General features: G+C 42.1%; 13 protein-coding genes. 11 read left to right on the forward strand and 2 right to left on the reverse strand.

What is annotated here, in order from left to right; all coding sequences use genetic code 11:
* The first annotated feature begins 96 nt into the window (after positions 1 to 96).
* The 10 genes from LCP48_RS08565 to LCP48_RS08610 are packed head-to-tail and all read left to right on the forward strand — an operon-like array spanning position 97 to position 11,006.
* The gene (locus LCP48_RS08565) at positions 97 to 1,329 is read left to right on the forward strand and encodes a M20 family metallopeptidase (protein ID WP_225340857.1); all 1,233 of its coding nucleotides are present in this window, start codon (positions 97 to 99) and stop codon (positions 1,327 to 1,329) included.
* On the forward strand, positions 1,326 to 2,414 hold the full coding sequence (locus tag LCP48_RS08570) for a tartrate dehydrogenase (RefSeq protein WP_004229600.1): 1,089 nt from the start codon (positions 1,326 to 1,328) through the stop codon (positions 2,412 to 2,414). Before LCP48_RS08565 ends, LCP48_RS08570 begins: the two co-directional genes overlap by 4 nt.
* A gap of 1 nt (position 2,415) precedes the next feature.
* Positions 2,416 to 3,162, forward strand: coding sequence for an SDR family NAD(P)-dependent oxidoreductase (locus LCP48_RS08575; RefSeq protein WP_009374234.1), 747 nt, complete (start codon positions 2,416 to 2,418; stop codon positions 3,160 to 3,162).
* Positions 3,163 to 3,172: 10 nt separating this feature from the next.
* Positions 3,173 to 4,627: an aldehyde dehydrogenase family protein gene (locus LCP48_RS08580; RefSeq protein ID WP_202341781.1), complete on the forward strand. Its 1,455-nt coding sequence runs from the start codon at positions 3,173 to 3,175 to the stop codon at positions 4,625 to 4,627.
* Between the two features lie 15 nt (positions 4,628 to 4,642).
* Positions 4,643 to 5,677, forward strand: coding sequence for an ABC transporter ATP-binding protein (locus tag LCP48_RS08585; RefSeq protein WP_225340858.1), 1,035 nt, complete (start codon positions 4,643 to 4,645; stop codon positions 5,675 to 5,677).
* Entirely contained in the window at positions 5,646 to 6,659 is a 1,014-nt protein-coding gene (locus tag LCP48_RS08590; RefSeq protein WP_225340859.1) for an ABC transporter ATP-binding protein, read from the forward strand. The genes LCP48_RS08585 and LCP48_RS08590 overlap by 32 nt, the downstream gene beginning before the upstream one ends.
* A gap of 3 nt (positions 6,660 to 6,662) precedes the next feature.
* Positions 6,663 to 7,634 (forward strand): P1 family peptidase, encoded by a 972-nt coding sequence (locus LCP48_RS08595; RefSeq protein ID WP_225340860.1) that lies wholly within the window; start codon positions 6,663 to 6,665, stop codon positions 7,632 to 7,634.
* 17 nt (positions 7,635 to 7,651) lie between these two features.
* Positions 7,652 to 9,208 carry an ABC transporter substrate-binding protein gene (locus LCP48_RS08600; RefSeq protein WP_004229588.1) on the forward strand — a complete coding sequence of 519 codons (1,557 nt, stop codon included), beginning with the start codon at positions 7,652 to 7,654 and terminating at the stop codon, positions 9,206 to 9,208.
* 16 nt (positions 9,209 to 9,224) lie between these two features.
* Positions 9,225 to 10,166, forward strand: coding sequence for an ABC transporter permease (locus LCP48_RS08605; protein WP_009374228.1), 942 nt, complete (start codon positions 9,225 to 9,227; stop codon positions 10,164 to 10,166).
* 12 nt (positions 10,167 to 10,178) lie between these two features.
* A complete protein-coding gene (locus LCP48_RS08610) occupies positions 10,179 to 11,006 on the forward strand; it encodes an ABC transporter permease (protein WP_004229583.1) in 828 nt (275 codons plus the stop codon).
* On the opposite strand, the gene LCP48_RS08615 is transcribed toward LCP48_RS08610, so the two are convergent.
* Positions 10,995 to 12,632: a PucR family transcriptional regulator gene (locus LCP48_RS08615; protein ID WP_225340861.1), complete on the reverse strand. Its 1,638-nt coding sequence runs from the start codon at positions 12,630 to 12,632 to the stop codon at positions 10,995 to 10,997. The two genes, LCP48_RS08610 and LCP48_RS08615, sit on opposite strands and share 12 nt — an antisense overlap.
* Positions 12,633 to 12,772: 140 nt before the next feature.
* Here LCP48_RS08615 and LCP48_RS08620 point away from each other — a divergent pair, with 140 nt between their 5' ends.
* Positions 12,773 to 14,128, forward strand: a complete 1,356-nt coding sequence (locus LCP48_RS08620) for an aspartate aminotransferase family protein (protein ID WP_112117777.1) — start codon at positions 12,773 to 12,775, stop codon at positions 14,126 to 14,128.
* A 43-nt stretch (positions 14,129 to 14,171) separates the two neighbouring features.
* Here LCP48_RS08620 and LCP48_RS08625 read toward each other — a convergent pair whose 3' ends face one another.
* Complete coding sequence (locus tag LCP48_RS08625) at positions 14,172 to 14,624, reverse strand: MarR family winged helix-turn-helix transcriptional regulator (protein WP_004229576.1); 453 nt, start codon at positions 14,622 to 14,624, stop codon at positions 14,172 to 14,174.
* Between the last annotated feature and the right edge of the window lie 74 nt (positions 14,625 to 14,698).

A 14,698-nucleotide genomic window follows, 5' to 3' on the forward strand; every position in this document is an offset into this window, starting at 1 on the left:
TTTGAATCATTAACATATTGTCTAGTTTCATAGAGAAAGGACAATGTTAAAATAACATAAATTCAGAATATTCTTTAAAAATAGGAGGTCCTTTGCATGACAGTAACTAGTTTAAAGACAACAACATCGTATGTGCGAGATCGTGAGACGGTCATCGCCTTAACACAGAAGCTCGTGCGCATTGAAAGCGTTTACCGTGAGAACGATCCGAAGGGCAATGAGCAAGAGGTGGCAACTTTTGTAGCAGCGTATTTACGAGATATTGGCATCGAGACACATATCGAGGAGGTTGTGCCAGGGCGACCAAATGTCATTGGTATTATTGATTCGGGCAAGCCTGGGAAAACATTACTTTTCGAAGGACATACGGATGTGGTGACAGAGGGCAATCGAGAGGCTTGGGCCTATGATCCATTTGGAGCAGAAATTGTAGATGGGCGTATGTATGGCAGGGGAACGAATGATACAAAAGGGAATCTGGCTTGTATGATTACAGCTTGTCAGTCATTGCTACTAGATCAAGAGGCGTTTACGGGCAAAATTATTTTATGTATTCCATGTGATGAAGAAGGGCTTATGCTAGGCATTAAGCATTTTATTAAAAATGGCTGGGCCGATGGTGTGGATGGTGCGATTATCTGTGAGCCACAGGAAAATAATGTGTGTATTGCACAACGCGGGGCTATTCGTTTACAGGTAGATATTTTCGGTAAAATGGCGCATGGTGCGATTTCGTGGAGTGGCATTAATCCTAACTGGCGTATGGCACGTTTCATCGTAGAGCTTGAAAAATTGGAAAAAGAGGAGCAAGCACGATTAGGGCGTGATCCAATGCTGAATTGGCCATCTATTACACCAACGATTTTACGAGCGCCTGTAAAGGGAGATGCACAAATCAATGTCATTCCCGATCACTGTATGACAACACTCGATATTCGCACGGTGCCTGCGCAGGACCATGATGAACTACTGGGCAAGATTGAAGCAATTATTAAACGATTACAAGCAGATGATCCTGATTTCAAAGTAGAACTGACGGTTCTTGATAACCGACCTGCAACAGCAACAGCGAAGGAAGACCCTGTTGTACAGGCAATATATGAGGCTGTGGCAGAGGTAACAGAGAAGGAACCAAAATATAATGGTGTTCCAGGCGCGACAGATGGGACGTTTCTTCATGTGCATGGTATTCCAATTGTAACGGTTGGAGCAGGAGATCGAGAAATTCCTCATCAAATCAATGAGTATGTGGACATTGAAGAATTGGCAGAAACAACGGCCATTTACCGTTTAGCAGCATTAAAATTTTTGGCGGGTGATGCACAATGACAGCTATCAAAATAGCAGTAATACCAGGAGATGGCATAGGAAAAGAGGTTATGCAGGAAGCGTTAAAAGTTTTAAATTGTTTGCAAGAACAACATAGCTCCTTACAAATTGAAACAACCATCTTTCCTTGGAGCTCCGATTACTACGTACAGCATGGCTGTATGATGCCTAATGATGCACTGGCAACACTTCAAACATATGATGCGATTTTATTTGGGGCTATTGGCGATGCTCGTGTGCCTGATGATGTTACCGTTTGGGAATTAATTATGCCCATTCGAAAGCATTTCCAGCAATATGTGAATTTCCGTCCTATTAAATCACTACCTGGGATAGCGTCGCCCTTGGCTAACGGCAAAGAAATTGATTTTGTGATCTTCCGTGAAAATGCAGAGGGTGAATATTCTGACAGTGGTGGTCGACTGTACCAACAGCAGCCGCAGGAAATGACGATTCAAAATACAATCATGACGCGCATTGGGATTGAAAAGATTGTCCATGCTGCCTGTGAATATGCGAAGCAACACGGTAAAACCAAAATAACAAGTGCGACAAAATCGAATGCCATTATTCATTCGATGAAATTCTGGGACGAGCATACAAGCAAAGCGGTGAAGCAAAGTTCACCAGCACTACAGCTCGAATCCATTTATATCGATGCACTCGTCGCCTATTTCGTAGAACGACCACAGAATTTTGAAGTGGTGGTAGCGTCCAATTTGTTTGGCGATATTTTATCCGATTTAGGCTCTGCTATTGTAGGAGGACTTGGTCTATCTCCATCAGCCAACCTGAACCCCGAAAAGGATTTTCCATCGATGTTTGAGCCTGTTCATGGCTCAGCACCAGATATTGCAGGCAAGGGTATTGCCAATCCAATCGCTCAAATTTGGTCGCTTGCCTTACTGCTTGGCCATCAAGGCAGACCAGATTTAGAACAGCTCATTGTTAAAGCCATTACAGCTGTGCTGCAAGAAGGCGTTGTGAAAACAGCAGATATTGGTGGACAAGCGACAACAGCACAAATGGGCGATGCGATTTGTCAGGAAATTATTAATAGAACTTTAACAGCAGGAGGTGTTTAGCATGGCAGTTGAGCAAAAGGTGATTGTGGTTACTGGTGCGGGAGGCGGTATGGGAAAGGCCATTATTCACGAGCAATTAAAGCTGGGCAATCGAGTTATTGGACTTGATCTATCCATAGATGCCTTATCAGATATTACACAGGATGCCCTTCAATGCTTTGAAGTCAATGTGTTACAGGAGGAACGTGTGCAAGACATCTGCCAGCAGGTTTTTGATAAGTATGGCAGAATAGATGGTCTTGTTAATGCACTGGGAATTGCCCAGTCAGCTACGCCGATTGAAGAGGTCACAATGGATGAATGGAATCGTTTAATGGATGTTAATGTGAAAAGTTTATTTATCACGACAAAGGCAGTTGTCCCTTTTATGAAAAAACAGCAAAGGGGTTCTATTATTACAATTGCCTCGATTTCAGCAGTGCGACCAAGACCGGGCTTACAGGCTTATATTGCATCGAAGGGTGCAGCAGAGAGCTTTACGAGAGGACTAGCAATTGAACTAGCATCTAGTCAAATTCGTGTTAATACGATTCATCCAGGACCAGCAGACACACAAATGCTTGGTCAATTTGCCGCACAGGGTGCAGACGTAGAGCAGACGAAGCAAAGTGTCTTTGTGCAATCTGTGCCATTAGGACGATTAGTGAAGCCAGCAGATATAGCAGGAGCTGTTAGTTATTTACTATCAGATGCAGCAAGTATGGTCACAGGAACGACATTACATGTAGATGGTGGCCGTGGATTATAGGAGGGGTATAATGAAAAAAATTCCTATGTTGATAGATGGTGAGTGGGTTCACGGTGATGCACAGACATACCTCGATGTTAAGAATCCCTCAACAGGTGAAGTGATTGCACAAATTGGCAACGCAAGTAAAGAACATGTAGAAGAGGCAGTGCGTGCAGCACGAGTAGCCTTTGAACGAGAGGACTGGCGTCAATGGAAAGCCTATGAACGTGGGCAGTTATTGATCGAATTTGCTCATTATATTCGTAAGCATGCAGAGGAATGGAGTTTACTAGAATGTCGGGATGTAGGAAAGCCCTTATCACAGGCAAGAGCAGATATTGAAGCAGCGGCTCGCTATTTTGAATTTTATGGTGGTGCAGCGGATAAGGTGATGGGAGATACCATTCCAATTGAGGATGGGCTATTAAATGCAGTAGTGCTAGAGCCAGTGGGCATTACGGTACATATTGTGCCATGGAATTATCCGATTCAAATTACGGCAAGAAGTGTAGCAGCCGCTATCGCAACTGGTAATGCAGTCATTGTGAAAAGTGCGGAGGATACACCGCTAACAACACATGCCATTGCACAATGGTTCGCCGATAAGTTGCCAAAAGGGATTTTCCAGCATATTACGGGTTTGGGACGAGAAGTTGGTCCTTATTTAACTTCACATCCCGATATTAATCATATTACGTTTACAGGTTCTGTTCCGACAGGAATTGCGGTGATGAAGGCGGCTGCAGAAAATGTTGTGCCTGTGACATTAGAGCTTGGTGGTAAATCTCCTAATATTGTTTTTGCGGATGCTAACATGGAGCAGGCATTAGAGGGAGTCGTACGTGCGATTATCCAAAATGCTGGTCAAACTTGTTCAGCAGGGGCACGTTTACTCATTGAGGAACGTATAAAAGAGTCCTTTATTTCCCGATTAGCGCAAAGATTCCAAGCGATCCAAGTAGGACCAGGTGAGGCAGATATGGAGATGGGACCGTTACTGAATGAACAACAATATACAAAAATCACTGCATTATTACAGCAAGCACAGGTAGATGGCTATGTTGTGACGGGTGGGGAACCATTGACATTGGCAGGCTATGAGAATGGTTTTTATGTTCAGCCAACTATACTTGATGGTGTTGATCCAAATGATCCATTAGCTCAGGAGGAAATTTTCGGTCCAGTGTTAACCGTCTTGACATTTTCAACTGTAGAGGAGGCCATCGCATTAGCCAATAGTACGGACTATGGCCTAGTGGCGGGCATTTGGTCACAAAATATCGATACGGCTCATTATGTGGCAAGCCGTGTGCAGGCTGGCCAAGTATTTGTCAATAATTATGGGGCTGCTGGAGGCATTCAAATGCCGTTTGGCGGCTATAAAAAAAGTGGAATTGGTCGAGAGAAGGGCTTTGTTGCACTGCGAAACTATACGCAAATGAAAAATATCGCTATACGCTATGCACCACCTAATCCACACTGAGATGGAGGGACGCATATGGAACAGCCAAAAGAAAAAGATGTGCTTTTAGAGGTCAATCACTTATCAATTAAATTCCATTTAAAAAATGGCAAAGAGGCAAAAGTTGTGGAAGATGTGAATTTTACTATTCATAAAGGAGAAACCGTTGCACTGGTTGGTGAATCGGGAAGTGGCAAAAGTATTACATCCTTAGCCATTATGCGGTTGCTGCCTATACCTCCAGGAGAAATTACGTCAGGTTCTATCACTTTAAACGGTAAAAATCTACTTACCTATAAAAATAAAGAAATGAGCCGTATACGAGGCAATGAAATTAGTATGATTTTTCAAGAGCCCATGACCTCTTTAGATCCCGTTTTTACGATTGGCAATCAAATGATTGAAGGCATACGAAGACACCAAAAGGTATCGAAAAAAGAGGCATGGAATAAAGCGCTACAGCTTTTAAAAGAAGTCGGGATTGCGAATGCAGAAAAGGTCATCGCTGAATATCCTCACCAACTCTCAGGCGGGATGCGACAACGAGTTATGATTGCCATCGCAATGTCGAATAATCCGCAGCTATTGATTGCGGATGAGCCAACTACTGCACTTGATGTCACGGTTCAGGCACAGATTTTAAAGCTGATGCTAAAAATGAAGGAAGAGCATCGATCAGCCATTTTATTCATTACCCATGATATGAGCGTTGTTGCAGAGACAGCTGACCGCGTTATGGTGATGTATGCGGGACAGATTGTCGAGGAGGCCCCAGTAAGAGAGCTCTTTTTAAATCCACAGCATCCTTATACAACAGCGCTTTTAAAGACGATGCCAAGCCTTGAAACAGATGTCAAAAGGTTACCATCGATTCCTGGTACTGTGCCACCTGCGTATGCATTACCTGACGGCTGTCGCTTTGCGCCACGTTGTCCCCATGCTCTGGCACATTGTCATCAGGAGCAACCTGCTGTTCATCACATTCAAGAGGCACATAAGGTACGCTGTCATTTATTCACGGAGAAAGGAGAGCTGGCTCATGACGGAGAAAGAAGTTTTGCTGGAAATTAATCATTTAAAAGCCTACTTTCCTGTGAAACGTAAGTCGATGAAGGAAGAGAAAAAGGTCATTAAAGCGGTGGATGATATTTCGATTGAGATTTATAGAGGGGAAACGCTTGGTATTGTTGGCGAATCAGGCTCAGGAAAATCCACCTTTGGGCGAACAATTTTGAAGCTCGTTGAACCAACAGCAGGAGAAGTGTTGTATAAAGGACAGCCCATCCAGCATTTAAAGGGGAATAAGCTGCAAAGTTACCGCAATCAAATGCAAATGATTTTTCAGGATCCCTTTGCCTCACTCAATCCACGGATGCGAATCGGCTCTATTATCGAAGAACCGATGAAGTTGCAATTAACATTGACGAAGGAGCAACGCAAAGAGCGTGTGAAGGAGCTATTACAAAAGGTAGGGCTACCTGAGGATGCCATGCATAAGTTTCCACATGAATTTTCTGGTGGGCAGCGGCAGCGTATTGGGATTGCACGGGCATTAGCGATTCATCCAGAATTCATTATTGCCGATGAACCCGTTTCAGCACTGGATGTGTCGGTGCAATCACAAGTGCTCAATCTCATGATGGATTTACAGGATGAATTTCAATTAACTTATTTATTTATCTCACATGATTTAAGCGTTGTGAAGCATATTAGTGACCGTGTGGCAGTGCTGTATTTAGGTAGAGTAGTGGAGATTGGGACAAAGAAGGAGCTATATGCCAATCCGTTACATCCCTATACACAAGCATTACTATCTGCAATACCAGTTGTGAATTTTGATGAGCCTAAGCAAGAAATACTTTTACAGGGTGAGTTACCAAGTCCGATGAATCCACCTGTTGGCTGTGTCTTTCATACACGTTGCCCGTATGTGATGGAAAGATGCCATCAGGAGAGACCGAAGCTTCACGATGAAAATGATCATCAACGAGTAGCCTGTTTTTTATATGAAGAAAAATCAGAAAATTTCAATTATTCAACAAGTGAGGTGTGAAGGATGTTTGGCAATATAACGGATGTGCCAGGTGTTAAGGTAGGACATCGCGAGAATAAAGAGGGCATCACAGGCTGTACGGCGCTATTAGTGGAAAACGGAGCGGTGTGTGGAGTGGATGTTCGGGGTTCTGCACCAGGTACTCGCGAAACAGATGCGTTAGATCCCATCAATGAAATTGACCGAGTCCATGCCATTTGTTTAGCTGGGGGTAGTGCTTTTGGGTTAGATGCTGCTACAGGCGTCATGCAATTTTTAGAGGAGCAAGGGATTGGGTTAGATGCAGGAGTAGCGAAAATACCGGTTGTACCAGGTGCTGTCCTCTTTGACTTGTTTATCGGTGATCCATATGCACGACCTACTGCACTTATGGGCTATGAAGCGGCACAAGCGGCACAAGTCGGTTCATTTCCAAACGGCAATGTAGGCGCAGGCTACGGAGCAACTGTAGGCAAATTAGCTGGTCCAGAATTTGCAATGAAGGGTGGGCTTGGTAGTGCTTCCTATGCGGGGAAAGATGGTCTTGTAGCAGGTGCTATCGTGGCCGTCAATGCAGTTGGAGATGTAAAGGATCCTACAACAAGACAAATTTTAGCTGGAGCAAGAGATACGCATTCTGGTCAATGGGTGGATTGCTGTGCCTATTTAGAGCAACATGCACAATCAGAGGCTTTAACGGGAACTAATACAACCATTGGTGTTGTGGCAATGAATGCCAAGCTAACGAAGGCGGAGGCTAAAAAGATTGCGCAGCTTACGCAAAATGCCTTAGCACGCACGATTTATCCTGTTCATACGATGCTGGATGGCGATACGATTTTTGTGCTTGGTACAGGGGATCAATCCTATGCACTTGATTATTTAGGCCAGCTAGCGACAAAGGTGATGGAGGAAGCAATTCTGGCTGGCATTAAAGCCGCTGAACGATTGGCGGATGTTGAGAGTTATACAAGCATTCAAAAGACAAGCACTTAGAAAAAGGGGGAACAGCCATGCAATGGAAAAAAAGCGGATTAATACTACTAACAGTGTTAATGGCAATCGTTATGGCAGCGTGTTCAAGTGATGGAGAGAAAACGACGACTACTTCAGGTACTACAGATGGTCAAGCGGCAACAGATGCTCCACAGGAAATTGTTGTACGTGTGAATGATGATCCAGATTTTTTAGATCCACATAAAGCGACAGCATCCATTTCGTATCAAATGATTCTAAATATCTTTGAGGGGCTAATGGCTCCTGAAACGGATGGCTCCTTAAAAGAGGGACTTGCTGAAAGCTATGAAATCTCTGAGGATGGCTTAACCTATACGTTTAAGATTCGCCAAGGTGTGAAGTTTCATAATGGTGATGATTTAACGATGGAGGATATTCAATATTCCTTTGACCGTTTAATGGGGAAAAATGGTGGGGAAAAAATGTCCAATAGCTTTGATAATGTAGCATCTACAGAGGCGTCTGATGCAAGTACATTTGTGATCAAGCTAAAAGAGCCAAATTCAAATTTCTTGTATTCATTAACAGGCAGACAATCAGCTATTATTCCAAAGAGCAATGATGGGAAGCATAATGAAAATCCAATTGGTACAGGTCCATTTGCCTTTGTGAAATATGCACCAGGTACAAATTTAGAGCTTAAGAAAAATGAACAGTACTGGCAAGAAGGATTACCTTATTTGAATAAAGTAACCTTTGCCTTCCAATCAGATGATCAGGCAGCCATTATGAGCTTAATGGCAAACGAAGTTGATTTAACAAGTGTTCCTTGGCACCGTGTGAGCGAGGTAGAGGGAAGCTATAATTTATCACACCAAAATAATAACTCTTCTCTTATTGTTACATTTAACGAAACAAAGGCACCATTTGACAATGTGAAGGTTCGTCAAGCAATCAATTACGCCATTAGTAAAGCCGATATTATTGACTCTGTGTTTGCAGGCTATGCTGTGCCACTTGGCTCTAATATGAGTCCAGCGATGGGCGATTTCCAAAAGAAGGGCTTAGAAAGCATGTATGAGCGAGATGTGGAAAAAGCGAAGGCGTTATTAGCAGAAGCAGGCTATCCGGATGGCTTTAAAACAAAAATTACAGTGTCTTCACACAATGATATTTACTCCAATATTGCACAAATTGTCGTGGCTAATTTGCAAGAAATTGGAATTGATGTAGAAATTGAAGTAGTGGAATGGGGAATTTGGCTAGATCGCGTTTACTTTGGTCGTGACTATGCAATGACAACGATTGACTTAACAGGTCGTGCATCTGCTTTTGAAGTGTTGAATGATTACATTTCTACAAACGATAGTGAAAACTTCTTCTTATTTAAAAATGAAGAATACGACAAAATTATGGCTGATGTTTTAAAGGAAACCGACCAAGCCAAGCAAATAGAGTTCTATCATCGTGCACAGGAAATATTAGCTGAGCAGGCAACAGCAGTGTATATTGCGGATTATCAAATCGTTTGGGGATCTGACAAACAGGTGACGGGGCTCAAGAGCTATCCATTCTGGTTCCACGATATGTCAGAGGTCAAGTTTTCAAACTAGAAAGGGATGAGTGCTTATGATGTATATCCTACGTCGAATCATCCTGTTAATAACAACCATCCTTCTAGTATCCATTATTACATTTGGTGTTTTTCAAATTTTACCTGGTGATCCAGTTCGCACAATGCTAGGAACAGAGGCGGATCCCACTCAAATTGAAAATTTACGATCTGAGCTTGGCTTGGATCGTCCTCTTTATGAACAATATGTGGATTGGATGAAGGGCTTATTGACAGGGCAATTAGGGAATTCCATTCGATTTTCCATGCCAGTAAAAGAATTACTATTTGATCGACTTCCTGTCACCATGTCATTAGCAGGACTCACCCTTATCATTGTCTTAATCATCTCATTACCTTTAGGGATGTTTGCAGCAAGAAGACAAAATAAATTAAGTGATGTGTCATTATCGACTGTAACCCAGATCGGTATGGCAGTGCCCTCCTTTTGGCTAGGAATGATGCTTATTCTTTACATTGGCCTACAGTTCAGCTTCTTTAAAATTAGTGGCTATATACCTTGGACACAAAGTGTAGCAGGGGCGCTCAGTACGCTAATACTCCCAGCCTTAACGATTGCGATTCCGCAAATTGCGGTGAATTTTCGTTATGTTCGTACAGCCATTTTGGAGCAGGTCCAGCTCGATTATGTCCGTACGATACGCAGTAAAGGGATGTCTGAACAAAATGTAATGTATAAGCATGTTTTGAAAAATTCCATGATTCCGATATTGACGGTTTTTGGGTTGATTATGGCGGAGGTTGTGGCAGGAACGATTATTGTGGAGCAGGTGTTTTCATTGCCAGGGATTGGTCAGTTATTGATTACGGCTATCAGTAATCGTGATTTTCCACTCGTACAAGGGATCGTTATGTATATTACAGTAGCTGTCGTCATGATTAATTTTATCGTCGATGTTTTATATTCTGTGTTGGACCCTAGAATTCGATTACGTTAAGAGGTGACTACCATGAAACAATTACAGCGCTATACTAAAAAAATCAATTTAGTCATTGGTCTCCTCGTCATTGTTGGCTTTCTGCTCGTCATGATTGTTAGCTTTTTTTATACACCCCATGATGTCAACGCGATGAATATACCTGAAAAATTGCGTGGTCCAGGTGGTGCCTATATGTTTGGAACAGATGAATTTGGGCGAGATATTTTTAGTCGCATTATGAAGGGGACACAAACAGCCTTTGCCGTGGGTCTATTAACGGTTGCGATTGGAACGATATTTGGTATTCTCATAGGCGGAATTGCAGGCTATGTTGGTGGCTGGGTCGATGAAATATTTATGCGTACGATGGACGCTTTAATGGCCTTTCCAGGAATCATCTTAGCATTAATGCTTGTAGCAGTATTCGGCCCAGGAATAACGAATACTGCGATAGCGCTGGGGATTATCGCGATACCTGCTATTGCGAGGATTGCCCGCAGTGGCTTTGTGCAACAACGTGACTCGGAATATGTGCTGGCAGCGAAATTAATTGGTGTTAAGCCTTATAGCATCATGTTTCGTCATATTTTGCCAAACATTTCGTCGCAAATTATTGTGGCAGCAACCGTGACTTTTGCGACAGCCATGTTAGCCGAGGCCGCACTGAGCTATTTAGGGCTTGGGGTACAGCCACCAAACCCTAGCTGGGGTAGAATGTTAAAAGATTCACAAGCCTATTTAATCGGTGCCCCTTGGTATACGTATGCCCCTGGAGGAGCCATTACGATTCTTGTTTTAGGCTTATATATGCTCAGTAATGCTTTACGAGATTTTATGGACCCTCGTTCAAAATCGTAATAGATCAGGTGCTGTTTTTTGCAATAGTTCATATGCCTTAACAGCCATCTCAATATTGAGGCGATGGGGAGCTTGTAAAAAATCAGCACCTAGTATACTTTCTAATCGTTCTATTCGTTTGTAAAGTGTTTGACGGACAATAAACAGCTGTTCTGCTGTATCATTTTTAGCTCCATTATAGGACAGATAAACAGCTAATGTTTGAAATAAATCATGGCTACTTTTTTGATCTAATACTAAAATTTCCTGTAAATAATCTTTTACAAATTGTAAGAGAGCTGTTTGATCCTGCTGTAATAACAATCGATAAACACCTAAATCCTTATAATAGATGGAGCTCGTCAATTGATGATGCTGCATTTGGATGGCTGATTTGGCTTCCTTATAGCCCAGATGAACACTTTCGATCGTTTGATAGACATTGCTAATACCACAGCTAAGGGTAAGTTGCTCAAAAAATTGTGCTGCTTTTCTTGCAATGATTTGTGAAATTGCTTGATCAAAAGCGTCGCGATTGTCTTTCATATAATCTGCGGCAATGAAAAAGGCTAAAATAATTATCTCGTGCTGTCTTACTGAAACAGTAGGGAAAAATCCAAGCTTTTTCAGAATCGAACGAACATACATGGCATTTTGTAGCTGGATTTCCTGCCATTCTTCTTCAGGTACAGTATTGGCTTCATCATGTAGATTGAACACGACGACTCGGTAAAATAAATTACGACTTTCGATTGGTAAATAGCTTTGGTAGTATTGAATATCTACTGGCTGACCTTGAATTAAGGCTAGTATGAATTCATCTTCCCGGCTTTGCTGTCGCTCCTGAAGCATGCGGTTACGCATTAAAATATGGGCAATCGACATAGTTGCTCGTTCAAGATTTAACAAGGTGTAATCACTCTGCTTTGGCAGTTCAGAATGCATACATAAATAGCCCCACACTTGTCCAAGTCCATTAACAGGAATAATGACAAAATGGTCTTTACCCAAGGATAGAAGGTGCAAGGGCTCTTGTAGTTCTAACTGCTGACAATGCTCCTCCATGACACGTAAATATTTTTTAGCCTCCATAGGATAATAAAAGCTTTTTGTATCTTCTGAAACAAATAGAAAGGGAGCATTTGTATCTTGATGGAGCACTTGTAATATTTTTAAAATACCATTTGGCATTAATGATAATTCCATAAAAGTTTTGGATAGTGTATCTAGCTGTGTAAGTGCCTGCTGGTGTTGATTAATTATGTACGTGTGCAAATCTTGCGTAATATCAATAAATCGTACAATTTCCTCAAAGATGATGATAGGGAAATGATGGGCATTTGCCATGGCAATCAATTCTACGGGAACATGGTCAAAATAGTCGCCAATTTCTATACAAAGACCAGCTGCCTCATTACGAATAAGGTTTTGTAAGTAGGCTATTTGTGTTTCTCGTTCTAGCTGTAAACCGACACCCGTGGTTAAAATTAATTCACCACCATTGATTAAGGTTTCAAAATCTTTAATTTCTAATATATGTGTCCACAATACTTGGCGATCTAGGCCGTGCTGCCCTGCAATAAGCTTCGCCGATTCAAAATGCTTGCGCTTGAGGACATCACGTACGAGTAGAGGATGTTTCGACATCAATTAGCACCTGCCCTTCGAATGTACAATGTCTATTTCATTATGTTAGAGAAATCAGAAAATTTCAATATTAACTAGCTTAATAGGGAAAATGGTGATAGACAAAAAGACACCGATGATACACGATTGGAGGTCATGATATGGAGCGAAACGATCAGTTTACACATACTTTACAGCAAAAAGATCATGAAAACATTTGGCATCACATGTCTATCTATAACGACAAAGCACCTCCCATTATTGAGCAGGGAGAAGGGGCATGGATTACAGATAGTTTAGGCAATCGCTTTTTAGATGGCATGTCAGGCTTATGGGCAGTGAATGTAGGGTATGGGCGTGAGCGTCTTGCTAGGGTTGCGTATGAGCAGCTAAAAAAGCTTTGCTATGCTCCTTTAACACAAAGCCATGAACCTGCCATCAGGCTCGCTGAAAAAATAAACAGCTTACTTGATGATGACTATATGATGTTTTATTCCACTAGTGGCTCAGATGCGAATGAAGTAGCGTTTAAGTTAATACGTCAATACCATCAACAAAATGGGGAAGGGAACCGCTACAAAATCATTGCTCGTTATCGGGGCTATCATGGCAGTTCACTTGGGGCATTAGCAGCTACAGGTCAGGCATTACGTAAATTTAAGTACGAGCCGCTGACACCGGGCTTCTTACATGTTGCTCCACCTGATCACTATCGTCGTCCAAAAGGGCAGTCAATTGAGGCATACAGTCTAGCACTTGCCCGAGAAATGGAAGAAAAAATTATTTGGGAGCAAAAAGAAACCATTGCGGCTGTCATTATGGAGCCACTCATCACGGGTGGTGGAGTGCTTATTCCACATCCAACTTATGTCAAAGAAGTCGAGCGCATTTGTAGAAAGCATGGAGTATTACTCATCATGGATGAAGTCATTTGTGGCTTCGGACGGACAGGTAAGCTATTTGGCCATCAGCATTTTGATATTCGACCAGATGTCATTACCATGGCGAAAGGATTAACGAGTGCCTACCTACCACTATCCATTACAGCTATACGGAAAGACATTTATGAAAAATTTAAAGAGACGGACGGCTATAGTCATTTTCGCCATATCAATACGTTTGGGGGCAATCCAGCAGCTTGTGCAGTGGCCTTAGAAAATATAAAAATCATGGAGGAGGAAGGACTTGTGCAGCGAGCAAGAGATTTGGGTATTCAATTCCTACATGATTTGCAAGACCTATTAGAGCTGCCTTTCGTTGGCGATATTCGTGGGCTTGGGTTACTCATTGGCATCGAGCTGGTCGAAGATAAACAATCTCAAACACCTGCTAAGCCTGAGCTAATCGCGAAAATCATGGCTGATTGTCAAGCAAATGGCTTAATTATTGGAAGAAATGGTGATACAGTTGAAGGCTTCAATAATATCATTACGTTAAGTCCACCGCTGTGCTGTACAGACGAGGACTTTGATTTTATGGTTGCTGTATTAAAACGAGTATTTGCAGCCAATGTCTAGCCTAAGGCGATTCCAAATGTGCGAAAAACACGAGGAATCGCCTTTAATACTGTCGTTTATGCCCTTTCTTCACCTCTTCCCAGTCAATTTCGATGTTATGCAACACACGTGTTAGAAGACTGTGAATGCAGTTAATCTCCTCATTAGAAAACCCCTCAAGCGCACGAGCATTGGAATATTCGCCCTCCCGTTTTAAAAAAGGGTAGATGTCCATGCTTTTAGCTGTAGGAAAAAGTAATTTATTTTTCTTATTCCCTTGTTCAATTCGTTTTTCAATAAAGCCTTTGGTCTCCAATTTTTGAATAGCTCGTGAAGCCGTTGTACGGTCTACCTTCAATAGCTCTGCGACTTTCTCTTGAATAATACCTGGATGTTCACAAATACGGATGACATATAAATATTGCCCCTTTGTCAAATCCAATTCCTTGAATTCAATATTGCTTATTGAGTCTAATGCCCGTGCAATGGCACCTATTTCACGTAAGATTTCTTTCATGTGCGATCCTCCTGAGATTTTTGTTGTAATTGCAATAAAAATTATTCTATACTAATACTATCATCTTCAAAGTG

The organism is Lysinibacillus capsici, from assembly GCF_020217405.1.
Classification (GTDB): domain Bacteria; phylum Bacillota; class Bacilli; order Bacillales_A; family Planococcaceae; genus Lysinibacillus; species Lysinibacillus capsici.